This window comes from Arthrobacter sp. SDTb3-6 (assembly GCF_013376095.1).
GTDB lineage: Bacteria > Actinomycetota > Actinomycetes > Actinomycetales > Micrococcaceae > Specibacter.
The window spans coordinates 68,466-90,860 of record NZ_JAAMFN010000017.1 but is presented as its reverse complement, the minus strand read 5'-3'; the positions used below and the strand labels follow the sequence as shown (position 1 = coordinate 90,860).

Sequence of the window (22,395 nt, the reverse complement as noted above, 5' to 3'; positions counted from 1 at the left end):
GTGCTTATGCGAGCTCAGGGGAGACAGCTCGCCATGATCTTGCGGTGCTGGAGAAGCGGGGGCTTCTGGTCCGTTCCGAGAGTGGCAAGCAGTTCGTCTGGCAGGCGACGCCGGACTTACTTGAGAAATTGCAGGGTGAAGCGTAGGCCGGTTTGCGTTCGCTCCCTGTATCTTGCAGGAACGAAACTTCGAGTTTTCTCCAAGTTCAAATTGAACTTGGAGAAAACTTGAAGTTGCCGTTAGACCAGCGCTGAAATGGTCGATTCTGCGTCCTTGACGCGAAGCTTTCCGGACATGAGCTGGGGGAGCAGTGCGTCGCGGGTGGCGGAGAGTGTGAGATTCTCAGCTAAATGCGCATGTTCCATTTCGGTGAGTGCCACCAGACGTTTACTGAGTCTCGCCTGATCACTTAGTTTCGGAAGCCGTACCCGAAGTTTGCCTAGTTCAGTACGAGAAAGTTCTGTTTGGCCAGTGCTTCCTTCTCCCATTTCGATGATGACGTCTTGCAGGCTCATTAGACCCAGACCGGCGACGGCAGGGTCAACTTTGGAATTATCGAAGCGGACGATCGTGACGTGCGAATCCACCGTTGTAATCGCCTCCGTGGTCCATCGAGCAACTCGACCGAGGGTACCTTGCCCTGTGGAGTTGATGAGGACGTCATTCGCCAGAAGAACCTTGTCTCTACGGACTTTGGCAGTTACTGTTCGTCGACTGGGGCCAAGGTCTACGCGTTGGCCGCGAATACACTTCTGATTCAAAACCATCATTGTGTCCGCGCCGTCGGCATACTTAGGAGTTACTCCGCGGCTGAGGAGTGAAGTGATGTCAGAAAGCAAAAATTCGTCGGATGCCTCGTGGACCGCTTGCTTGAACAAAGTCAGGGAAAGCTGCGCGGACGTCTCTCCGAGTTTGGTGTTGGCGGCGATCTTGTCGTCGAGGGCGCCCAGGACTTCTGCGATGGCTTGCTGCTGTTGAAGGTCCGGTAGCTCAATGGTAATACCCCGGAGAGACGTCAGAGGCTGTCCAATTCCCGGGGTCCCAACCGTAGATGCGCGCATCAATAACTCGCGTTCTCCCGGACCGCGGAAGTAGTACAACACATATTTTGGATCTGCTTTCGATGAATCGACGGTTAGTTTCATCATGCTGGACGAGAGCAACATACGGCGTTCCCCGACTAATCCAACTCGTCCGATTGCTCCTCTGTGCGGGAACACCAAGTCGCCTTCATTCAACATTGATGATGAAAGTTTTTCAGCGGTCTCATGTGAAACGAAAACCAAGTCCTCCTCATCGAGGTATGGGCTGGCCTTGATATTTTGCCCTCTAACAACCGCCACTCCGGATGTCGTGTAGAGGTCAGCTTTGAGATTCGAGCCGAAAGGACCGATTGCTATCGAACGTGCTGTTGGGGCGGCGATATCTTGAATTTTCACGATTTTACGTGTCATGAAACCCTCCCCAACTGCTCGCGCACTACTGCCGCCAGGCGCGCGGACTCGTCGAACTGGGTGAAGAGTTCGGCGGAGAGACGGGCGATCTTTTCCTCGATGGGCTCGCCGTCGTCCTCAACCTCGGCGGCACCTACGTAACGGCCCGGGGTGAGGGCGTAGTCGGCGGCCTTGATCTCTGCGAGGGTGGCGGACTTGCAGAAGCCTGGGATGTCTTCGTACTCCTTGGTCTCGGCAGGCTGGACCAGCGAGGTCTCGACAGGCTCGACCGGCGGCGTGCCGCGCCAGGCGTGGAAGGTGTCGGCAATCAACGCGATATCTTCATCCGAGAGGGCACGCTCGGCGCGGTCCACCATGTGCCCCAGGTTGCGGGCGTCAATGAACAGGACCTGGCCCGTGCGGTCAACGGAGCCAGCAGCTCCAGCAGACTTGTCCTTCGCGAAGAACCATGTGCACACGGGGATGCCGGTTGAGCGGAACAGCTGGGTGGGCAGGGCCACCATGCAGGAGACCAGATCTGCCTCGACCAGCTGTGCGCGGATTTCGCCCTCGCCGCCGGAGTTGGAAGACATGGACCCGTTGGCCATGACCACGCCGGCAGTGCCTCCGGGCGCCAGCTTCGAGATGATGTGCTGGATCCAGGCATAGTTCGCGTTGCCGGCCGGCGGGACACCGTACTTCCAGCGCGGGTCGGACTCGCTCCGTGCCCAGTCCTTGATGTTGAACGGCGGGTTCGCCATGATGAAATCGGCCTGCATATCCGGGTGCTGGTCGCGGGCAAACGTATCGCTCCAGCGTGAGGCCAGGTTGCCGTTCAAGCCGTGAATGGCCAGGTTCATCTTCGCCATCCGCCAGGTGCGCTCGTTGAGCTCCTGGCCGTAGACGGAAATCTCCGAACCCTCCTTATTGTGGGCCTCGAGGAACTTCTCCGCCTGCACAAACATGCCGCCGGAACCGCACGCGGGGTCATACACGCGGCCGTGGTCCGGCCGCAGCACCTCCACCAGCACACGCACCACGCCGGCCGGCGTGTAGAACTCGCCGCCGCGCTTGCCCTCGGCGCGGGCAAACTTCTCCAGGAAGTATTCGTACACCTCACCCAACAGGTCGCGCGCCTTCGTGGCGCCCTGGCCGGTGAACTTGGCCGAGTTGAACAGGTCCAGCAGCTCGCCCAGGCGTCGCTGGTCGATGTTGTCCTTGTTGAAGATCGTAGGCAGTGTGGCAGCCAACGACGGGTTCGCGCCCATCACGTAAACCATCGCATCATCAATCAGCTCACCAATGCTCTTGGCATGCTCATCGAGTGAAGCCTGAGTGCCCTTGGCGTTCTGCGCCAAATACTGCCAGCGGGCACGCGCCGGCACCCAGAACACGCCGCGGCCCGTGTACTCGTCGGTGTCGTCAATAAGCTGCCCGATCTGGTCCTCGTTCAGCCCCTCCGTCAGCAGCTCGGTGCGGATCTGCTCACGCCGTTCGTCAAAGGCGTCCGAGACGTACTTCAGGAACACCAGCCCCAAAATGACGTCCTTGTACTGGGAGGCATCCATGGACCCGCGCAGCTTGTCCGCGGCCTTCCAGAGAGTGTCCTTCAGTTCCTTCATGGTGGACGGGGCGGCGTCCACTTTCTTCTTCGGGGGCATGATTCAGCTTTCTTTACGTTAATTCGATCGTAGCGTCCACAACGAGGGAGCCGGCACTGACGCCGTCCCGCAGGAGCGCTGTGAGTTCAGTGAGCTGCTCCAGCCGGAGCCGGGCAGCAGCTTCTTCTTGTTCAAGCCGGGCCAGAACGGGGCGCAATTGCTGCGCCGTGGCATGCGGCACCAGGCGCAGCACCCAGCTCCGCCAATTCTTGGACCCGGCGGCATTGATGTCCGCGGCCAGCAATTCCGGCATCAGGCCACCGGGGTCGGCGCCGCTGATGCGCAGCACCCGTGCCGGATATTCGACGACGGATCCGCCTTCCACGTCCACCATCGCCGCCGGGGCGGGAGCCGTGGCGAAAACGACGTCGCCCGGCTCGCTCAGGCGGGCCTGCGGATGGTTGGCGGCCAGCACCAGCCGGTCGATGCGCCGCTCCGCGCCGGCGCCTGTTGCGGAAGTCTCCCCGAGCCCAAGTTCCGGCAGCCCCAAGACCCGGGCGCCGCCGTCGTCCGCGGCAGGAAGCCCAGATGCAAGGCGCACACCCTTGACGTAGCGCAGGTGCCCCCGGGCCAGCAGGTCCTCCACGGAGACGGTGGACGGGGAACCGTGCCCCAACGACACGCTCAGCGGCAGCACCGACGGGGTGGTTGCCGGGGAGTTGAGTTGGGCCAGCAACGCGTCCGCCCGCACCGCCTGTTCAGCGGCATCCGTGCCGGGGCCCCGCTCCGGCGCCGGCCCGACCAGCGCGCCGCGGCTGGCCAGCAGCCGGGGCGTGGGAACAACGCGGGCAAAGCGCATGGTGTGGGCGCGGATGGTGGCGGCCGACTCCATGGAAACGGCGAGGTCGCCCACCAGGTCCTGGACGGCGTCGGCGGTCAGGGCAGTTCCGGACAGGTCCGCCACCATGGTCCAGCGCTCGGCAATCGGCACCGAGGCGTGTGCGGGACCGAGCACCCACAGGGCCAGTGCCTGCCGCGTCTTCGCGGGGACCAGCCCGGGCGGGAGGCGCACAACGGCCCGCACGCGGCCCGAACGCAGCAGGTCCGAGCGCACCTCGGCGGCCTTCACATCGTCGAGGGCGTCCGTGAGCACCGACGCGGGCGCCATGACGACGCCGCGCTGCGAATCGTCCATCTGCAGCACGGTGTTGTCAATGTCCGCCAGGATGTCCGGCGCGGCCAGGTCCGGGGCGCCGGGCGGCGGGTAGGACGCCACATGGACGGCCGGCTCCCCGACCGTGAACTGGCCGGTGCCCGTCACCGTGAGGGCCCTGCGCCGCGCGCCGTGGACCAGCAGGCGGCGCAGGGCGGTCCGCGACGCCTGGTCCCGCCCGCTGCGCGTGACGAACACGGGGTCCGCGTCCTCCGGCAGCCTGTCCAGGACGGCCACGAGCAGGTCGCTGCCGCCAGCGGTGGGATCGACAAACACGGGCCATCCGGTGTCGCCGTGCCCGGCCAGTTCGACGGCGGCCCTCGCCGCCAGCTCGACGGCCGCTTCCGCGAGGGCCGTGTCCGCGTAGCCTCTCAAGCCCGCCCTAAAGCGCTCGCGCAGGAGCTGTTCCAAGGCGGCTGCGGGGGAGTAGGCGGCATCCACCAGCTGGTCGGCCCGGGCGGCCCATTCCTGGGCGTCCTGGCCCAGGCCCTCGATTTCCGAATAGAGGAAGTCGTCGTCGGGGTCCGCCTCGTCCGCGGCGTCGAGCAGTTCCCCGGGGCCGAGCGCGGCCAACGGGCCGCCCGCCAGCCGGCGCAGGGTGATCAGCGCGGTTTGGGCGGCAAAGGATGCCTCCGGGTCCGTCCGGGCCGAGTCGTGCCGGGCAAACGACGCCATGTCCGCCCGGGCATGCGGGTTGTTGCCGTGCTGCGTTGCCTCCAGCCAACCGCCCACCTCGCCGGCGTCGAACAGCTGCTGGCCGCGGTTCACCTGGACCGGGTCCGGGAACGGGGTGGGCGTGTCCCTGCTGCGGCTGCGCCACATGGACACCACGGGTCGCTTCACACGGGTGAGGGCGGCAATTTCCGCCAGCGAGATGCGCAGGGTCGTGGCCGGTTCGCTCATGTGCCCTCCTTTTCATCCGCAGTATCGGTGCTTGTACAGCTTATGCCGTCATCCACAGTCTGTGAACAACATGTTGATAAGTCCCATTATCAGTTGTTATTTAAAATCTGGTCCACCAACGGGCCTAGCGTGTTCCTGTCAGCAAGGAACAGCATCCGAAACATTGGGGGAACCGTCATGGACAGCACAATCGAAGGCACAGAGCCGGGCCACGAGCTCGTCTTCAGCACCTACGGCCACGTGCTGGGCCTGGCCAACGGAGTGCTGTTCGGCGCTGGCCAGCCGGCACGCCGGCCCCAGGTGGCTGTTGCCGCACCGAAGGCGCGACTTGGCTGCCCGGACGGCGGGTCGGGGCAAGGTCCCGGCGACGATGCCCCGGTTGTTGACCCGCCGCTGCCGCAGGGTGGCCGTTCATTGGGGGACGGCCACCCTGCACCAACACACCTCTTGCCGAGGCTCCACGCTGGGGCGCCGGACGAGACCGGTGCTTGCACTTTCGAAGAACTGCAGGCCCCGTCACTGGGGGCCGGGCAGCACCACCCATCATCGCGCACCGATTCGTAGGGGAATTGCCATGACAGAAAAAACCAGCCCGCAAGCGGCGGGCCCCGTGCCTCCCGCGAAAGGGGAGTCCGTTCCGGCTGAGACGATGACGCCCAAGAGCGGCCCCGCCTCTAAGGGAAGCCCCGCACCCAAGGGAGCGGGCCCCAAGGGAGGACCGGCACCCAAGGGAAGTCCGACCAGGAAAACTGGCCCCGCACCAAAGGGGACCACCCGGCGCACGTGGAAGACGAAGGCGCTCGTGCTCGGTGCGGCCGCCGTCGTACTTCTGGGTGCGGGCACCTGGTTTGGCAGCAGCCTCCCGGACCCCACCGCCAGCGATGCCTATGTGCAACTTGCGCAGGACAAGGCCGGCGTGGATGAGGCGTTGAATAACTCAAGGTCCGCCTACCGCCAGCTCGATGGCCAGTTTGCAGCCTTGCAAAGCCAAATCAAGGGGCGCGAGGATGCGGTTGCGGAGCGTGAAAGTGCCGTGAGCGCTGCCGAAAAGAAGGTCGGGGAGGACCAGGCGGCAGTGAAGAAGCGCGAGGACGCCGTCTCCGGGGCCGAGAAGGAGAAGGCCAAAAACACCATTGGTGAAGGCACCTGGGCCGTCGGGCGCGACATCGCCCCCGGCACGTACGTGAGCACCTCGGCCGTCGATTCCGACTGCTACTGGGCCATTCTTGCCGGCGGCAGCAACGGCTCCGACATCATCGAAAACGACATCCCCGGCGGCGGGCGTCCATCCGTGACGCTCAGTGCCGGCCAGGACTTCAAGACCTCCCGTTGCGGGACCTGGACCAAGCAGTAGCCCGGTCCGAACCATTGCCGCCACCGCGGCAGCCAACATACCCTGACGCGGCCCACCCACCGCGTCCACGAAAGGAAACAACCATGACTCACACCATCAAGCCGGGGACCCCGTTCCTGCAGCCCGTACCACTGCCGGGCGTCACCGGCACCAAGTCCTTCGTCACCACCTGGGTCCTGTCCCTGCTGCTTGGCGGCCTGGGCGTCGACAGGTTCTACCTGGGCAAGGCCGGCACCGGGATCCTCAAGCTCGTCACCCTTGGCGGCCTGGGCATCTGGACGCTCGTGGACCTCATCATCACGCTCGCCGGGAAGCAGACGGACAAGCGGGGGCAGCTGCTGGCCGGCTATGCGAAGCACAAGGTTCTTGCCTGGATTGTCACCGCCGTGCTGCTGGTGGTGGGCGCCGTGTCCGGTGGCACCGCCGGATCCGGTGCCGGAACACCTGCCGCTGGACCTGTAGCACCGGTGGCGCCTGCCGCTGCTGCGCCCGCTGCCCCTGCGCCCGCTGCCGCTCCGGCCAAGAAAGAAGCCGCCCCGGTTGCCAAGAAGTGGACCACCGTGGCGACGCTGAGCGGCACGGCCGACAGCTCCAGCCAGGTCTTTGAGCTGACGGGTGGCGAGGCGCAGCTGCGTTACGACTTCAAGGGTGGAGCCGACACGGTGGTGGCCGCCGTTTACCTGGAGCCCGAAGGAAAGGACATTGCCAAGGACGGCGCGTTCCCCCTTGTCATGCTGAGCAAGCCGGACGCGAACGTGACGGCCCTCCACAAGTCAGCTGGCAAGTACTACCTCGACGTGCGTGCGGCCAACATCGATTCCTGGACCGTGACGGTCGAGGAAAAGCGCTAGCCGGGGACGGGGACGGGAAGGGACGCCGTTCTACCGGTGTCCCTTTCCGCGATCGGCGTCCGGAGCCGTGATGAGCCGACCGATACACGTGCCGGATCTCGATGCTCGATCACCGGAAGGGTCAGTCGCCGCGGAGCCTGTCCATGTCGCGGCGGTCCTTCTTGGTGGGGCGGCCGGTGCCGCGGTCGCGTTGCGGGAGGCCGAGCGCTGGCAGCACGGGGCGCGGGGGAGTGTGGTCGGTGAAGCAGTGGGATGCGGCCTCGGCGCCGACGCGCTTGTTGATCAGGCGGCGCACCTCCAGGATGCGTTCCCAGCCGGACTCGCGGACGCGGACGGTGTCGCCTGGTACCACTGTCTGGGCGGCCTTGGCATTGACGTCGTTGAGCTTCACATGCCCGGCACGGCAGGCCGCCGTCGCCACGGAGCGTGTCTTGTACACGCGGATGGACCACAGCCACGCATCAATACGGACCGAGGCCGGTGCGGTTTTTGGAATGCTCATGATGGCATCCACTTTAGCGCCGACGGCGTCCCGTTCTGCGCCGGGCGGGCCTGCGGTGGTGCGAATGGCGGCTCACTTGTTCACATTTGATTGCTTAAATCGTAATAGGAAAGCAGCTATTACTGTTTGTGGTTGCCGCTGGTCCTCTTCTGCGCCGCGGTCCTTACGACGGCGGCGCAGGTTTTGACTGGCCACCCCGACCCGCCCGGGCATCGCGCCAGCGGGCACTCAACGGCGATGTTCGCCGGAAACATCCCCGTTAAGTGCCCGTTCGAGGAGTCAGTCCTGGTGGCTGAAGGCGGCGTCGAAGGACAGCTCCGACGGCGCGAAGTTGAACTTCTTCAGGGCGGCCAGGGCTTCGGGCGCGCCCTGGAGCCTGTCCATGCCGGCGTCCTCCCACTCGACGGAGATCGGGCCGTCATAGCCGATCGCCGTCAGCGCGCGGAACGCCGATTCCCACGGCACGTCGCCGCGGCCGGCCGAGACGAAGTCCCAGCCGCGGCGGGGATCGCCCCAGGCCAGGTGCGAGCCCATGACCGTGTTGCGGCCCGTCAGGCGCAGCTTCGTGTCCTTGCAGTCCACGTGGTAGATCCGGTCCTTGAAGTCCCAGATGAAGGACACCGGGTCGATGCCCTGCCACATGAAGTGCGACGGGTCCCAGTTCAGCCCGAACGCCTCCCGGTGGCCGATGGCCTCCAGGGTGCGCACCGTGGTCCAGTAGTCATAGGCGATTTCGGACGGGTGCACCTCGTGGGCAAAGCGCACGCCGCATTCGTCAAAGACGTCCAGGATCGGGTTCCAGCGGTCGGCAAAGTCCTGGTAGCCGGCGTCGATCACGGCCGCCGGGACGGGCGGGAACATGGCCACGTACTGCCAGATCGAGGAGCCCGTGAAGCCGACCACTGTCTTCACGCCCAGGGCCTGGGCCAGGCGGGCCGTCAGCTTCATTTCCTCGGCCGCGCGCCGGCGAACACCCTCGGGCTCGCCGTCGTCCCACACCCTGGTGCCGACGATGGCCTGGTGGCGGAAGTCGATGGGATTGTCGCAGACGGCCTGGCCCTTGAGGTGGTTGGAGATGGCCCACACCTTCAGGCCGTACTTCTCCAGCAGGGCCAGCTTGCCCTCGACGTATCCGGGCTCGTCCCAGCGCCACGGGTCAAGATGGTCCCCGGAACAGGCGATTTCCAGGCCGTCGTAGCCCCATTCGGAGGCGAGGCGGGCCACTTCCTCGAACGGCAGGTCGGCCCACTGGCCGGTGAACAGGGTATACGGGCGGGGCATGGTTAACTCCTAGACGCGATGGATGAGGGTGCGGGTTCGGCAGGCTGGGTCTCGACGGGCTCGGTTTCGACAGGCTCAACCGGCGTTGTGGCGCCGCCGGCTGCGGACGAGGACTCAATGGCGGCCAGGACGCGTTGGACGCCCAGCCCCTCCTCGAACGACGGCGAGGGGTCGGTGCCGCCGTCAATGGCCAGCAGGAAATCGCGGATCTGGTGCGGGAAGCTGTGCTCCCACCCCAGCACGTGCCCCTGCGGCCACCAGCCGGAAACATACGGGTGTTCGGGCTCGGTGACCAGGATGCGCCGGAAGCCCTGGACCTCCACCGGTTCCGTGCCGTCGAGGAAATACAGCTCGTTCGGGTTTTCCAGGTTGAACGTTATTGACCCGGTTGTGCCATAAACCTCCAGCCGCAGCGCGTTCTTTTGCCCCAGCGCCACCCGCGACACTTCCACGCTGGCCATGGCGCCGCCGGCCAGGGACAGCCTGGCCCAGGCGGCGTCGTCGACCGTCACGGGTTCCGGACCATCCGGGCCGGGCCGTTCGGTGACGAAGGTGTGCAGCATGCCCGAGGCCGCCGTGACGGTGTCCCCGAGCAGGAACTGGACCTGGTCGACGGCGTGGGAGGCGATGTCCCCGAGCGCACCCGAGCCGGCAGATTCCTTGCGCAGCCGCCACGTCATGGGCGATTCGCCGTCCACCAGCCAGTCCTGCAGGTACGACGCGCGGACCTGGCGGACGGTGCCGAGCCTTCCGTTCGCGATGAGCCGGCGGGCCAGCGCAAGCGCGGGGAGCCTGCGGTAGTTGAAGCCCACCATGGAGCGCACCCCGGCTGCCCGGGCGGACCGGGCGGCGCGAACCATGGTCTCCGATTCGGCCAGGGAATTGGCCAACGGCTTCTCTACGAGGACGTGCTTGCCCGCGGCGAGGGCCGCCGTCGCAATTTTCGCGTGCAGCCAGCCGGGGGCACAAATGTCCACAATGTCGATGTCGTCCCGGGCAAGGACCTCCCGCCAGTCCGTCGCGGATTCCCGCCAGCCGTACTTGGCGGCAGCCGCGGCCACGGCCTGCGCGTTCCGGCCCACCATGACCGTTTGCTCGAATGCCGGGACGTCAAAGTGGCTGGCCACGGTGCGCCAGGCGTGGGAGTGGGCCTGGCCCATGAAGGCGTAGCCAATCACGGCCACGCCCAGCGGACGGGTGCCGGCCGGAACTTGGAGGGAGGTCATCGGGGGATTCCTAGAGGGTTGCCTGGGTGGGGTCCCAGTCAGCGGGAAGCGGTGCGGAGGCCGGGGCCGTGCTGTCAACGGTGACAAATTCGCCGCTGTCCACCGACTCGGCGATCGAGACCATGGCGTCCAGCACGTGGTAGGCAAGCTCGCCCGGTGCCCGGTGGGGGACGCCGGAACGGAGCGAACGGGCCAGGTCCAGCACGCCCATGCCGCGGCCGTTGGACGGGCCCTCGGCGGCAATCGTGGACCATTCCTCCTCGCCGCGCCTGCACAGGCGGATGTCGCCGTCGAAGTTGTTCGGGTCCGGCAGTGAAATGGTGCCCTCGGTGCCGGTGATTTCCACGAACCCCACACGGGCCCTGGGGGACTCAAAGCTAAAGACGCTGTGCGAGGAGGCGCCGGACTCGAACTGGGCGATGGCGCTCACATGGGTGGGGACCTCGACGTCGAACACTTCCCCGGCCTTGGGCCCGGAACCGATGGTGCGGGTGGGGAAGGCGGTGGAACCGACGGCGGCCACCTTGGCGATGGGGCCGAACGCCTGCACCAGCGCGGTGAGGTAGTACGGGGCCATGTCGAACAGCGGGCCCGCACCGGCCTGGAACAGGAAGGCCGGGTTCGGGTGCCAGGATTCGGGGCCGGGGGACTGGAACATGGTCAGCGCGGTCAGGGGGGTGCCGATTTCCCCGGCGTCGATGAGCCGGCGGGCGGTCTGCAGGCCGGCGCCGAGGAAGGTGTCCGGGGCGCAGCCGAGCCGGACCCCCGCAGCCCGGGCTTCCTTGAGCAGGGCCAGGCCGCTTTCGCGGTCCAGCGAGAACGGCTTTTCCGTCCATACGTGCTTGCCTGCGCGCACGGCCGCCGTGGCGACCTCAACGTGGGCCGCGGGGATGGTCAGGTTGACCACGATCTCGACGTCGGGGTGGCCCAATGCCGCATCCACCCCGCCGGAGGCCGCGATGCCGTATTCGGCGGCCCGTGCGGCGGCGGCTTCCTCGAAGAGGTCGGCGACGACCAGGACCACGACGTCCGGGAAGGTGGTCAGGTGGTCCAGGTACTGCTTGCTGATGTTGCCGGCGCCGATGACGGCGACGCCGACCGGCCCGCTTTTGGTGGCAGTCATGGCGTTCAGGCCTTTCCGCGGTTGAGGAAGGCAAGGCTTTGGGCGATGCCGTCAAAGATGTCCCCGGCGTAGTCATCAAACTCCACGACGCCGACCTCCAGTGATTTTGCCGCGTCAATGACGTCCCAGACGGGTACCTCGCCCTGGCCTGCCGGCAGTTGGGCCTTGGTGTCCATGGTGAGGGGGCCGTCCTTGATGTGGATGAACTTCACGCGATCGCCGAGGCGGGCCAGCACGTCCACGGCATTGGCGCCGCCCACCGAAACCCAGTAGGTGTCCACTTCCAGGACCACCTCCGGGTCCAGCAGCGTTTCAAGGTACTCCAGGGCCGTGGTGCCGTTTATCCTGGACTCCAGCTCCCAGGAGTGGTTGTGGTAGCCGACGCGGATGCCGTATTCGGCGCCCTTCTTCGCCGCGGCGTTCAGGGCCGCGGCCGTCTTTTGGATGTCCTCGGCGTTCTGCCACTGCTCGGCCGGAATGAACGGATCGATGACCGTGGTGATGCCGAGCGTCCGGGCGGCGCGGAAAATCCCGTCCTGGTCGTCCTTGAGCAAGGGCGCGTGGCCGGACGGGGCGGTGATGCCGTTCTCGGCAAATGCGGCGGCCAGTGCGTCGGCGGTGGCCACAAAGTTGTACGGCTCCACCTTCGTGAAGCCAAGTTCCGCCACGCGGGCAATGGTGCCGGGCAGGTCCTCCTCGAGGGGTTTGCGCACGGTGTACAGCTGCAGTGAATACGTCACGGAGGGTCTCCTCGAAAGGTGCAATTGGTTGTTCTTCTCCAAGCTAGGGGAACTTTTGACGGCCGTCAAGCAAAAGTTGGGAAGAAATTCCCCAACTTGGAATTTCGTCGGATAGAAGTGTGACAGAAGGGGGCCAGTGTGTTATTTGTTGTGGATGCCGCACTCACCAGCCCTGCCCACCCCAGCCACCGCCGGCGGTGCCCCGGGCGCCGGCACCTCCCGGGCGGGCGACGTCTTCCAGCTCCTGCGCGACGGCCACGCCAGGACCCGGGCGGAACTGACGGAAATCACGGGGTTGGCCCGCTCCACGGTTGCGGCGCGCATTGACGCCCTGGCCGGCTCCGGCCTGATCGGGCCCGCCGGCGAGGCGGTCTCCTCAGGGGGGCGCCCGCCGTCGCGCTTTGCCTTCCAACCCACGGCCCGCGTGGTCCTGGCCATCGACGTCGGCGCCACGCACGTGCTCATCGGGCTCACCGACCTCAGCGGCAAGATCCTCGCCGAGCTGCGCGAATCCATCGACATCTCCACCGGCCCGGTCCCCGTGCTGGACGCCGTGCTGGAGCATTCCGGGCAGCTGCTCGCCCAGTCCGGCCGGCACGAACGCGAACTGGTGGGCATCGGCATCGGCCTGCCCGGGCCAGTGGAACATTCCACCGGACGGCCCGCGAGCCCGCCCATCATGCCCGGCTGGGACGGCTTTGACGTTCCTGCCTACGTCCAGCGGCGGTTCAAGACCAACGTGCTGGTGGACAACGATGTGAACATCATGGCCCTCGGCGAACGGGCCACCTATTGGCCCGACGCTGAAAACCTGCTCTTCGTCAAGGTCGCCACCGGCATCGGAGCCGGCATCATCAGCGGCGGGCTGTTGCAGCGCGGGGCCGACGGGACGGCCGGGGACATCGGGCATATCGGCGTCCCCCGCGGCGGCGACGTGCTGTGCCGGTGCGGCAACCACGGCTGCCTGGAAGCCCTGGCGTCCGGACCTGCCGTGGCAGCCTCGCTGGCAGCCGCAGGCGTCCCGGCGGCCACCGGCGAGGACGTCCTGGAGCTGGCCCGGCGCGGAAACCTCGCGGCCATCGCGGCCATGCGCCAGGCCGGCCGGGACGTGGGCGACGTGCTGGCGGCCTGCGTCAACCTGCTCAACCCGTCGGTCATTGTCATCGGCGGCGGGCTCTCCTCGGCCGGGGAGTACCTCATGGCCGGCGTGCGGGAAATCGTGTACCAGCGGTCCCTGCCGCTCGCCACGGCGCGGCTGCGCATTGTCCAGTCCATGGCCGCCGACCACGCCGGCGTGTTGGGCGCCGGGCGCCTGGTGATTGACCACGTGCTCGCCCCGTCCGGCGTCGAACGCCTGCTGGCGCAACAGCAGCCGTCATGAGCGGGTCCGGCCCGGCGGGAAAGGTGACCATTGCGGGCCTGGCCCAGCGCCTTGGCATGTCCAAGGCCTCCGTTTCCTACGCGCTGAACGGCCAGCCCGGGGTCAGCGAACCGACCCGCGCCCGCGTCCTGGCGCTCGCCGCGGAGCTGGGCTGGTATCCAAGCTCCAGCGCCCGGGCGCTCTCGCAGTCGCGCAGCGAGGCCGTCGGGATCGTGCTGGCGCGGACCCCGGAGGAGGTGGGCTCCGAGTCGTTTTACATGAACGTCCTGGCCGGGATCGAGGCCGTCCTCAGCGAGCACGACATGAACCTGATGCTGCGGATGGTCACCCCCGCCCCGCCCCCGGAGCCGCGCCGCGACCTGGACGTCTACCGGCGGTGGGCGGGGGAGCGGCGCGTGGACGGGGTCATCGTCTTCGACCGCTTTGCCGACGATCCCCGCCCCCAGCTGCTGGCGGGGCTGAGCCTGCCGCACGTGCTGGTGGGCGCCGCCGAGGACGCCGGCCCCACGCCGTTTGGCGCCAACACCACGGTGGACCAGGGCGCGGATGCGGCCACCGTGGTGGAGGCGTTCCACGCGCGCGGCCACCGGCACATCGCCTACGTCTCCGGCCCGCCGGGGCTCACGCACGAGGCGGCCCGCCGTGCCGGCATCCATTCCCATGCCAGCCGGCTGGGCATGACGGCCGTGTTCAGCACCTCGGACTACACCGCGGACGACGGCGGCAAGGCGACCACCGCCGTCGTCGCCGGCCTTGCGCCGGGGGCCCCTGAGTTTCCCACCGCCATCGCGTACGGCAACGACCTCATGGCCATTGGCGGGCTCCGGGCGCTCAAGCGGCTCGGGATTGCCGTCCCGGGCCAGGTTTCCATCCTGAGCTGGGACGATTCGATCCTGTGCCAGCTCAGTTCGCCGGCGGTCGCCGCGCTGGCCCGGAACACCATGGAGCTGGGGCGTCGTTCGGCCGCCCTGCTGCTGGAAACCATCGCCGGGCACCAGACCGCGAACGTGGCGATGGCCGCCGGGGTGCTGCACGGGCGGGAAAGCCTCGCCAACGCCGCCCTTTGAACCCCGCAGCTTCATAACAAAGCGGTAACAATCCGATTTTGCTGAACCGGTTCAGTTAGGCTGGTCACAGGAAATACGTCTGCCCGGACACACTTAAATCCCTGAATTTTCAAGGTTTTTCGCCAATATTGCAGCCATGTAGGGCGTCCTCTGTTGGGAGATCTGATGGATGTAGTTCAATAGGCCGAAAATTAACCTTCAACTTTTGATTGACGCTCGGCATAAGTTCGTCTAGCTTTGGATTCACGATGAGAAACGGGTCCGCCCGAGACACCTAGGAACCAACTTTTCGGGTATCCCACGACAATGACAAGGAAGTCGCGAAAGTGAAAATTCGTACTTTTGCCGCAGCAGCGGCAATCGCAGCCCTGGCGGTCACCGCCACCGGCTGCAGTGGTGGCACCACCAATTCCGGCTCCACGGGCGGCTCAGGGACCACGCTGACGTACTGGGCCAGCAACCAGGGGACCAGCCTTGAAAATGACAAGGAAGTGCTCACCCCGGAGCTGAAAAAATTCCAGGATGAGACAGGCATCAAGGTCAACCTGGAAGTCATCGGCTGGAACGACCTGCAGACCCGCATCCAGACGGCAGTCACCTCCGGCCAGGCTCCCGACGTGCTGAACATCGGCAACACCTGGGCCGCCTCGCTGCAGTCCACCGGCGCGTTCATGCCGTTCGACTCCGCCGCGTTTACCGCGATCGGCGGCAAGGACAAGTTCGTCAAGACCGCCATGGACACCGGCGGCGTTCCGGGGCAGGACCCCACCTCGGTGCCCCTGTATGGTCTGGCCTACGGCCTGTACTACAACAAGGCCATGTTCAAGGATGCCGGCTTGACCCCTCCCACCACCTGGGAGGAAATGGTCACCGACGCCAAGAAGCTGACCACCGGCTCCGTCCACGGCATGACCCTGGCCGCCGGCAGCTACACGGAAAACTCACACTTTGCCTTCATCAACGCGGCGCAGAACGGCGCGGAGTTCTTTGACGCATCCGGCAAGCCGACCTTCACTTCCGACGGCGTCGTCAACGGCATTGCCCGCTACCTGGACCTCATGCAGACGGACAAGGTGGTGGATCCCGGCAACGCCCAGTACGACAACGGCACCAAGGCCATCAACGACTTTGCCAACGGCAAGGCTGCCATGGTCCTGAGCCAGAACAACGCGAACAGTTCCATCGCCTCCCAGGGCATGAAGGACAACCAGTTCGGCGTGGTGGCTTTCCCGGCCCCCGCGGGTGGCAAGGACATCGCCACGATGGTTGCAGGCATCAACATGTCCATCTTCAAGAACACGAAGAACAAGGACGCGGCACTGAAGTTCGTGAAGTTCATGACCAGCAAGGACACGCAAAACACGCTCGACAAGTCCTTTGCCGCACTTCCCGTCCTGGCCGGTGTCACCCCGACCTTCACCACGGACTCCGCCTTGGCCAAGACGTTCGAGGACATTTACGCGAACAAGTCCAAGCCCCTCCCGCTGGTTTCTGCCGAGGACCAGTTTGAAAGCACCGTGGGCAAGGCCATGAACCAAATGTTCGCCACGGTCGCCTCCGGCGGCACCGTTTCCAAGGCTGACATCAAGGCGGCGCTGACCACGGCCCAGCAGGCAGTGGAAGCCGCCGGCTGATCCCCCACGCACCTGGTCCGGCCCGCAGCCGGGACGGACCAGGGGCATCCGGGCCCGTGGGCCCATCCAGCGGTGACGAAGGGGCGGGGCCCGCATCGCCGGCCCCGCCCCTTCCCCATTTCCACACTTCCGAAGAAAGGTGAGTGCCGCAGTGTCTGCAACCACCACCACCCGCAAGTCCGGAGCCGCCGACAAGGCGGCCAGGGGCGGGAAACGCAAAACCCGCAAGGCCGGCTGGTGGCTGCCGTACGCGCTGCTGGCCCCCGCCGTCGTCTTCGAACTGGTCATCCATGTCATCCCGATGGCCACCGGCATTTGGATGAGCTTTCTCAAGCTCACCAAGATGTACATCTCCAACTGGGGCAATGCACCCGTCACGGGACTGAAGAACTACCAGATCGCACTCGATTTCAACTCCGCGATCGGCGCCGGGCTGCTCAAGTCCTTCCTGATCACGGCCGCCTTCACCATCCTGGTGGTCGGCATCTCCTGGGGCCTGGGCATGGCGGCCGCGGTGGCCCTGCAAAAGTCCTTTTTTGGCCGCGGCTTCTTCCGCACCCTGTTCCTGATTCCCTACGCACTGCCCATGTACGCCGGCGTCATCGCGTGGAAGTTCATGCTGCAAAAGGACAACGGGGCCATCAACCACTTCTTCTTTGACAACCTTGGCCTGCCGGGTGCCAGGCCCTTCTGGCTGATCGGCGACAACGCCTTCTGGGCCGTTGTCATCGTGGCGATCTGGCGGCTGTGGCCGTTTGCCTTCCTCATGCTCATGGCCGGGCTGCAGTCGATCCCCAACGACGTCTACGAGGCCTCGGCCGTGGACGGCGCCAAGCCGCTGCGCCAGTGGTCGTCCATCACGCTGCCCATGCTGCGTCCGGTCAACATGGTGCTGCTGCTGGTGATGTTCCTGTGGACTTTCAACGACTTCAACACCCCGTTCGTTCTGTTCGGCGGTTCCCAGCCCCCGGCCGGCGACCTGATTTCCTTCCACATCTACAACGCCTCGTTCCTGACCTGGAACTTTGGTTCCGGTGCGGCGATGTCCGTCCTGCTTCTGCTGTTCCTGCTCATTGTCAGCGGAATCTACCTGCTCTTCATGAACCGGAGGAAAGACCGTGCGTGAAACCACCGGTGCCAAATCCTTCAGGATCGCCACCATCGCGATTCTGAGCATCTTCACCATCGTGCCCATCTGGGTCATGGTCATCTCCGGGCTCAAGCCGTTGAAGGATGTCCAGGGCGCGTTTTCCTGGTGGCCCAAGACCCTGACCATCCAGCCGTACATCGACATGTGGCAGACCGTTCCGCTGGGGAACTACTTCGTCAACTCGGTGATTGTCTCCAGCGTGGCCACGGTTTTGTCGCTGATCATCGCCATCTTTGCCTCCTACGCCATCTCCCGGTACAACTTCCGCGGACGCTCGGTGTTCTCCACCACGGTGCTTTCCACCCAGATGCTGCCCGGCGTGCTGTTCCTGCTGCCGCTGTTTTTGATCTTCGTGAACATCAACACGAACTTCGGTGTCCAGCTCGTGGGCACCCGCACCGGCCTGATCATCACCTACCTGACGTTCTCGCTGCCGTTTTCCATCTGGATGCTGGCCGGCTACTTCGACGGCATCCCGCGGGAGCTGGACGAGGCGGCCAAGGTGGACGGCTGCGGCCCCATGCGGGCCCTGATCACGGTCATCCTGCCCACCGCGCGGCCGGGCCTGGTCGCGGTGGCCATCTACAGCTTCATGACCAGCTGGGGCGAGGTGCTGTTCGCCTCCGTCATGACCACCGACGCCAACCGCACCCTGGCCGTGGGCCTGCAGCTCTACTCGACGCAGACCAACGTGTACTGGAACCAGATCATGGCAGCCTCGGTGGTGGTCTCCATCCCAATCGTCATCGGCTTCCTGCTCCTGCAGAAGAACTTCGTGGCGGGCCTGACGGCCGGCGCCGTCAAGTAGCCGCTGCCGCACCGCCGGACGACGACGGCGTGCCAAGCTGGCGGGGGCGTGGTAAATTTCACCCGTCCCGGACAGCTTGGCACGCCGTCGGCCGTGGACGCTAGACCGCGCAGCCGTCCGGACCGCACACCTCGGCGCCATCGGCGCTGGCGGCGGCCACCATGGTCAGCGGATTCGCTTCCTGCCATGCCTCGTTGAGGGCCTGGGCGAACAGTTCGGACGGCTGGGCGCCGGAGATCCCGTACTTCCTGTCAATCACAAAGAACGGCACGCCCTGGACGCCGAGCGCGCGGCCCTCGGCAAAGTCGTGGCGGACGTCGTCGGCGTATTTGCCGGTGTCCAGCGCCTCGTTGATGGCGGCGGCGTCCAGCCCTGCGGCGGTTCCGGTGCGGACCAGGAACTCGCGGGCGCCAATGTCCTCGCCGTGCTCAAAGTGGCCCGAAAGCAGGGCTTCCTTGACGGCGTCGGCCTTTCCGTTGGCCGCAGCCAGGTGGATGAGTTGGTGGGCGTTGAAGCTGTTGGCGACCACCACGTCGTTGAACTTGTAGTCCAGGCCCACGCCGGCAGCCTGCTCGGTCACATGGGCGAACATGCCCGCGACCTGGCCAGGGTCCATGCCCTTGCGCTCGGAAAGGTAGCTGATCTCGGTGCCGTCGTAGTGCTCCGGGAGGCTGGGGTCCAGCTGGTAGCTGCGCCACTGCACCTCCACGGAATCCTTGTGCGGGAACCCATCCAGGGCAGTTTCAAAGCGGCGCTTGCCGATGTAGCACCACGGGCAGGCGACGTCGGACCAGATTTCAATCTTCATAATTGCGGCAACGGGGAACGGGAGGCGGTTATTCCGGAGGGCCCGCCGCCCGGGGCATGACAAGGCCCGACCACCGGATGGGGTGGTCGGGCCTGTCGGTATTCTGGCTGGGCCGCCGGGACCCGGATTTCGGGCGGTCAGTGGCGACGTGTCCGGCAGGCCAGCCAAGACTTGTGAAACTATGCGGCGGCGAGCTCGCGCTTGCGGGCCGGCTCCTGCGCGGGGGTTTCGTGCAGGTAGTTGGCGTAGGCGGAGAGCGTCAGGAAGGTGGGGAACTCCTCGCCCAGGGCCACGGCCTCGAAGATTTCCAGCGCGTCGTCGAAGCGGTCGGCATCGAAGCGGGGCATCCTGGCGAATTCCTCCTCCAGCATTTCCTGCACCCAGTCGAAGGTGATGAGTTCGCCCTGGTCGGTGATGGCCTGGCTGTGGATCCACTGCCAGATCTGCGAGCGGGAGATTTCCGCGGTGGCGGCGTCCTCCATGAGGTTGTTCAGGGCGACGGCGCCGTGGCCGCGCAGCCAGGACTCGATGTACTGGATGCCCACCCAGATGTTGTCCCGGATGCCGTCCTCGGTGATGGTGCCCTGGGTGCCGGCCACGTCCAGCAGGGCGCGGTCGTCCACTTCGACATCCTCGCGCAGGCGGCTGATCTGGTTCGGGTTCCAGCCCAGCGTGTCGTCAAAGACCTCCATGGCCACGGGGACCAGGTCCGGGTGGGCCACCCAGGAGCCGTCGAAGCCGTCGCCGGCCTCGCGGGTCTTGTCCGCGCGGACCTTTTCCATGGCGTTGGCGTTGGCTTCCGGGTCGCGCCGGTTGGGCACGAAGGCGGACATGCCGCCGATGGCCATGGCGCCGCGGCGGTGGCAGGCCCGGACCAGCTGTTCGGTGTAGGCGCGCATGAACGGTGCCGTCATGGTGATCTGGTTGCGGTCCGGGAGCACAAAGCGCGGGCCGCGGGTGCGGAAGTTCTTGATGACGGAGAACAGGTAGTCCCAGCGCCCGGCGTTCAGGCCGGCGGCGTGGTCGCGCAGTTCGTAGAGGATCTCCTCCATTTCGAAGGCCGCGGTGATGGTTTCGATCAGGACGGTGGCGCGGATGGTGCCCTGCGGGATGCCCAGCAGGTCCTGGGCCTGGACGAAGATGTCGTTCCAGAGCCTGGCTTCGAGGTGGTTTTCAATCTTCGGCAGGTAAAAGTACGGCCCCTTGCCCTGGGCGATGAGCCGGTGGGCGTTGTGGAAGAAGTACAGGCCAAAGTCCACGATCCCGCCGGCCATCGGCTTTCCGTTGATGAGGAGGTGTTTTTCCGGCAGGTGCCAGCCGCGGGGGCGGACCACGATGGTCGGCATGTCCTCGGCCGGGTTTAGGCGGTACTCCTTTCCTTCGGGCGTGGTGAAGTCGATGCGGCGTTCCAGCGCGTCGATCAGGTTGACCTGGCCGCGGATCACATTGCCCCAGGTCGGCGTGGACGCGTCCTCCATGTCCGCCAGCCACACCTTGGCTCCGGAGTTGAGGGCGTTGATGGCCATCTTCGCATCGACCGGGCCGGTGATTTCCACGCGGCGGTCCTCCAGCCCGGGGGCCGGCGGGGCGACCCGCCAGCGAGGGTCCTCGCGGATGCCGGACGTTTCGCGCAGGTAGCGCGGGTCGCTGCCGCTGAGGATCTGGCGCCGGCGCACCTGGCGGGCCTGCAGCAGCTCCTGGCGGCGCGCCGTCGTCGCACGGTTCAGGGCCGCGATGAAGTCCAGGGCCTCCGGGGTCAGGATCTCATCCTGGCGGTGGATGGGCGGTGCCGTCAGGGTGATGCCGTTGATCGTGAATCCGTTCAGGCTGTTGGTTGAGTTCATGGTGTTTGCTCCAAGTCTGGTCCATCTGTGTTGCAGCTGTTGGACGAAAACCCGCCGTTTCGGGTCGGATCGGTCCACCAGCTGCAACACAGATGAGGGGGAAAGCTGTTAGTGGAACTGCTGGGCTTCGGTGGAGCCTGCCAGTGCGAGGGTGCCGCTGTTTGGGTTCAGCGCCGTCGCCACCAGGTCGAAGTAGCCGGTGCCCACTTCACGCTGGTGCTTGGTTGCGGTGTAGCCGCGTTCTTCTGCGCCGAATTCGCGCTCCTGCAGGTCGACGTAGGCGCTCATGCCGTTGCGGGCGTAACCGTGGGCAAGGTCAAACATCGAGTAGTTCAGGGCGTGGAAGCCAGCCAGGGTGATGAACTGGAACTTGAAGCCCATGGCGCCGAGCTCGCGTTGGAACTTGGCGATGGTGGCGTCGTCCAGGTGCTTTTTCCAGTTGAACGACGGCGAGCAGTTGTAGGCGAGCATCTGGTCGGGGAACTGCGCGTGGATGCCTTCGGCAAACTTCTTCGCATGTTCCAGGTCCGGGGTGCCGGTTTCCATCCAGATGAGGTCGGCGTGGGGTGCGTAGGCCAGGCCGCGGGTAATGCACGGTTCGATCCCGTTGCGCACATTGTAGAAACCTTCCGCGGTCCGCTCCCCGGTGAGGAACGGCTTGTCGCGGTCGTCAACGTCGGAGGTGATCAGGGTGGCGGCCTCGGCGTCCGTACGGGCAACAATAACAGACGGGACGCCGGCGACGTCGGCGGCGAGCCGGGCGGCGTTGAGCGTGCGCACGTGCTGGGCCGTGGGGATCAGGACCTTCCCGCCCAGGTGCCCGCACTTCTTTTCGCTGGCCAGCTGGTCTTCCCAGTGCACGCCGGCCGCACCCGAGGTGATCATCGACTTCATGAGCTCGTAGGCGTTCAGCGGCCCGCCAAAGCCGGCCTCGGCGTCGGCCACGATCGGCACCAGCCAGTCCTCCACGCTCTGCTTGCCTTCGGAAAACTCGATCTGGTCGGCACGGAGGAGGGCGTTGTTGATGCGGCGGACCACCTTGGGCACCGAGTCCACGGGGTACAGGGACTGGTCCGGGTAGGTGTTGCCGTTGGAATTGGCGTCGGCGGCGACCTGCCAGCCGGAGAGGTAGATGGCCTTCAGCCCGGCCTTGACCTGCTGGACGGCCTGGTTGCCGGTCAGGGCGCCGAGCGCGTTCGTGTAGCCTTCCGGACCGGCGTTGCGCAGCTGGTCCCAGAGCTTTTCCGAACCGCGGCGGGCCAGGGTGTGCTCCTCCTGGACCCGGCCGCGGAGCCGGACGACGTCGGAGGCCGGGTAGGAGCGCTCGATCCCCTCCCAGCGGGGGTTGGCCTCCCACTCGAGTTCGAGGGCCGCGGCTGCCTCAGCGTTGGTCTGTTCCGGCGTCTTTGCGGGTTCAAATGCTGCAGTCATGGGGAAAGCTCCTTTGCTGGAATCCTTGGTCCTTCTTCTTGAAAT

The 22,395-nt window shown here is 65.9% G+C and carries 19 protein-coding genes; 8 read left to right on the top strand and 11 right to left on the bottom strand.

Going from position 1 to position 22,395, the window contains the following annotated elements:
* Nucleotides 1-239: 239 nt before the first annotated feature.
* The 3 genes from G6035_RS10280 to G6035_RS10270 are packed head-to-tail and all read right to left on the bottom strand — an operon-like array spanning nucleotide 240 to nucleotide 5,150.
* Nucleotides 240-1,454 (bottom strand): restriction endonuclease subunit S, encoded by a 1,215-nt coding sequence (locus tag G6035_RS10280; protein WP_176616989.1) that lies wholly within the window; start codon nucleotides 1,452-1,454, stop codon nucleotides 240-242.
* A complete protein-coding gene (locus tag G6035_RS10275) occupies nucleotides 1,451-3,094 on the bottom strand; it encodes a class I SAM-dependent DNA methyltransferase (protein ID WP_176616988.1) in 1,644 nt (547 codons plus the stop codon). The genes G6035_RS10280 and G6035_RS10275 overlap by 4 nt, the downstream gene beginning before the upstream one ends.
* Before the next feature lie 13 nt (nucleotides 3,095-3,107).
* A complete protein-coding gene (locus G6035_RS10270) occupies nucleotides 3,108-5,150 on the bottom strand; it encodes a hypothetical protein (RefSeq protein ID WP_176616987.1) in 2,043 nt (680 codons plus the stop codon).
* A 177-nt stretch (nucleotides 5,151-5,327) separates the two neighbouring features.
* Between G6035_RS10270 and G6035_RS10265 the strand changes: the two genes are divergently transcribed.
* From G6035_RS10265 to G6035_RS10255, 3 genes are all read left to right on the top strand, one after another.
* Nucleotides 5,328-5,714: a hypothetical protein gene (locus G6035_RS10265; protein WP_176616986.1), complete on the top strand. Its 387-nt coding sequence runs from the start codon at nucleotides 5,328-5,330 to the stop codon at nucleotides 5,712-5,714.
* A 238-nt stretch (nucleotides 5,715-5,952) separates the two neighbouring features.
* Nucleotides 5,953-6,504, top strand: a complete 552-nt coding sequence (locus G6035_RS10260; RefSeq protein ID WP_176616985.1) for a hypothetical protein — start codon at nucleotides 5,953-5,955, stop codon at nucleotides 6,502-6,504.
* An 83-nt stretch (nucleotides 6,505-6,587) separates the two neighbouring features.
* Nucleotides 6,588-7,355, top strand: coding sequence for a TM2 domain-containing protein (locus G6035_RS10255; protein ID WP_176616984.1), 768 nt, complete (start codon nucleotides 6,588-6,590; stop codon nucleotides 7,353-7,355).
* Between the two features lie 121 nt (nucleotides 7,356-7,476).
* Here G6035_RS10255 and G6035_RS10250 read toward each other — a convergent pair whose 3' ends face one another.
* The 5 genes from G6035_RS10250 to G6035_RS10230 form a co-directional block, all read right to left on the bottom strand.
* Nucleotides 7,477-7,857: an RNA-binding S4 domain-containing protein gene (locus G6035_RS10250; protein ID WP_176616983.1), complete on the bottom strand. Its 381-nt coding sequence runs from the start codon at nucleotides 7,855-7,857 to the stop codon at nucleotides 7,477-7,479.
* 279 nt (nucleotides 7,858-8,136) lie between these two features.
* The gene (locus tag G6035_RS10245; protein ID WP_176616982.1) at nucleotides 8,137-9,138 is read right to left on the bottom strand and encodes a sugar phosphate isomerase/epimerase; all 1,002 of its coding nucleotides are present in this window, start codon (nucleotides 9,136-9,138) and stop codon (nucleotides 8,137-8,139) included.
* A gap of 2 nt (nucleotides 9,139-9,140) precedes the next feature.
* A complete protein-coding gene (locus tag G6035_RS10240; protein WP_176616981.1) occupies nucleotides 9,141-10,364 on the bottom strand; it encodes a Gfo/Idh/MocA family protein in 1,224 nt (407 codons plus the stop codon).
* A 10-nt stretch (nucleotides 10,365-10,374) separates the two neighbouring features.
* Nucleotides 10,375-11,487, bottom strand: a complete 1,113-nt coding sequence (locus G6035_RS10235) for a Gfo/Idh/MocA family protein (RefSeq protein WP_176616980.1) — start codon at nucleotides 11,485-11,487, stop codon at nucleotides 10,375-10,377.
* A 5-nt stretch (nucleotides 11,488-11,492) separates the two neighbouring features.
* Nucleotides 11,493-12,227, bottom strand: coding sequence for a sugar phosphate isomerase/epimerase (locus G6035_RS10230; protein WP_176616979.1), 735 nt, complete (start codon nucleotides 12,225-12,227; stop codon nucleotides 11,493-11,495).
* Nucleotides 12,228-12,381: 154 nt separating this feature from the next.
* On the opposite strand from G6035_RS10230, the gene G6035_RS10225 reads away from it, so the two are divergent.
* The 5 genes from G6035_RS10225 to G6035_RS10205 all read left to right on the top strand — a co-directional run bounded on the left by G6035_RS10225 (nucleotide 12,382) and on the right by G6035_RS10205 (nucleotide 18,267).
* Nucleotides 12,382-13,608 carry an ROK family protein gene (locus tag G6035_RS10225; RefSeq protein ID WP_176616978.1) on the top strand — a complete coding sequence of 409 codons (1,227 nt, stop codon included), beginning with the start codon at nucleotides 12,382-12,384 and terminating at the stop codon, nucleotides 13,606-13,608.
* The gene (locus G6035_RS10220; protein ID WP_176616977.1) at nucleotides 13,605-14,675 is read left to right on the top strand and encodes a LacI family DNA-binding transcriptional regulator; all 1,071 of its coding nucleotides are present in this window, start codon (nucleotides 13,605-13,607) and stop codon (nucleotides 14,673-14,675) included. Before G6035_RS10225 ends, G6035_RS10220 begins: the two co-directional genes overlap by 4 nt.
* Before the next feature lie 326 nt (nucleotides 14,676-15,001).
* On the top strand, nucleotides 15,002-16,309 hold the full coding sequence (locus G6035_RS10215) for a sugar ABC transporter substrate-binding protein (RefSeq protein WP_176616976.1): 1,308 nt from the start codon (nucleotides 15,002-15,004) through the stop codon (nucleotides 16,307-16,309).
* 151 nt (nucleotides 16,310-16,460) lie between these two features.
* A complete protein-coding gene (locus G6035_RS20600) occupies nucleotides 16,461-17,435 on the top strand; it encodes a carbohydrate ABC transporter permease (protein ID WP_256882339.1) in 975 nt (324 codons plus the stop codon).
* Complete coding sequence (locus G6035_RS10205) at nucleotides 17,428-18,267, top strand: carbohydrate ABC transporter permease (protein ID WP_176616975.1); 840 nt, start codon at nucleotides 17,428-17,430, stop codon at nucleotides 18,265-18,267. The genes G6035_RS20600 and G6035_RS10205 overlap by 8 nt, the downstream gene beginning before the upstream one ends.
* Before the next feature lie 100 nt (nucleotides 18,268-18,367).
* Here the strand turns inward: G6035_RS10205 and G6035_RS10200 are convergent, their stop codons facing one another.
* The 3 genes from G6035_RS10200 to aceA all read right to left on the bottom strand — a co-directional run bounded on the left by G6035_RS10200 (nucleotide 18,368) and on the right by aceA (nucleotide 22,350).
* A complete protein-coding gene (locus G6035_RS10200) occupies nucleotides 18,368-19,075 on the bottom strand; it encodes a DsbA family oxidoreductase (RefSeq protein WP_176616974.1) in 708 nt (235 codons plus the stop codon).
* A 179-nt stretch (nucleotides 19,076-19,254) separates the two neighbouring features.
* Nucleotides 19,255-20,919: a malate synthase A gene (gene aceB / locus G6035_RS10195; protein ID WP_176616973.1), complete on the bottom strand. Its 1,665-nt coding sequence runs from the start codon at nucleotides 20,917-20,919 to the stop codon at nucleotides 19,255-19,257.
* 108 nt (nucleotides 20,920-21,027) lie between these two features.
* Complete coding sequence (aceA, locus tag G6035_RS10190) at nucleotides 21,028-22,350, bottom strand: isocitrate lyase (RefSeq protein WP_176616972.1); 1,323 nt, start codon at nucleotides 22,348-22,350, stop codon at nucleotides 21,028-21,030.
* Between the last annotated feature and the right edge of the window lie 45 nt (nucleotides 22,351-22,395).

What these genes read in the sequence shown, in the direction of transcription:
- G6035_RS10265 (WP_176616986.1), top strand. Translation starts at nt 5,328, where the DNA reads ATGGACAGCACAATCGAAGGCACAGAGCCGGGCCACGAGCTCGTCTTC.
- G6035_RS10225 (WP_176616978.1), top strand. Translation starts at nt 12,382, where the DNA reads ATGCCGCACTCACCAGCCCTGCCCACCCCAGCCACCGCCGGCGGTGCC.
- G6035_RS10235 (WP_176616980.1), bottom strand. Translation starts at nt 11,487, where the DNA reads ATGACTGCCACCAAAAGCGGGCCGGTCGGCGTCGCCGTCATCGGCGCC.
- G6035_RS10220 (WP_176616977.1), top strand. Translation starts at nt 13,605, where the DNA reads ATGAGCGGGTCCGGCCCGGCGGGAAAGGTGACCATTGCGGGCCTGGCC.
- G6035_RS10275 (WP_176616988.1), bottom strand. Translation starts at nt 3,094, where the DNA reads ATGCCCCCGAAGAAGAAAGTGGACGCCGCCCCGTCCACCATGAAGGAA.
- G6035_RS10255 (WP_176616984.1), top strand. Translation starts at nt 6,588, where the DNA reads ATGACTCACACCATCAAGCCGGGGACCCCGTTCCTGCAGCCCGTACCA.
- G6035_RS10245 (WP_176616982.1), bottom strand. Translation starts at nt 9,138, where the DNA reads ATGCCCCGCCCGTATACCCTGTTCACCGGCCAGTGGGCCGACCTGCCG.
- G6035_RS10200 (WP_176616974.1), bottom strand. Translation starts at nt 19,075, where the DNA reads ATGAAGATTGAAATCTGGTCCGACGTCGCCTGCCCGTGGTGCTACATC.
- G6035_RS10250 (WP_176616983.1), bottom strand. Translation starts at nt 7,857, where the DNA reads ATGAGCATTCCAAAAACCGCACCGGCCTCGGTCCGTATTGATGCGTGG.
- G6035_RS10270 (WP_176616987.1), bottom strand. Translation starts at nt 5,150, where the DNA reads ATGAGCGAACCGGCCACGACCCTGCGCATCTCGCTGGCGGAAATTGCC.
- aceB (WP_176616973.1), bottom strand. Translation starts at nt 20,919, where the DNA reads ATGAACTCAACCAACAGCCTGAACGGATTCACGATCAACGGCATCACC.
- G6035_RS10280 (WP_176616989.1), bottom strand. Translation starts at nt 1,454, where the DNA reads ATGACACGTAAAATCGTGAAAATTCAAGATATCGCCGCCCCAACAGCA.
- aceA (WP_176616972.1), bottom strand. Translation starts at nt 22,350, where the DNA reads ATGACTGCAGCATTTGAACCCGCAAAGACGCCGGAACAGACCAACGCT.
- G6035_RS10240 (WP_176616981.1), bottom strand. Translation starts at nt 10,364, where the DNA reads ATGACCTCCCTCCAAGTTCCGGCCGGCACCCGTCCGCTGGGCGTGGCC.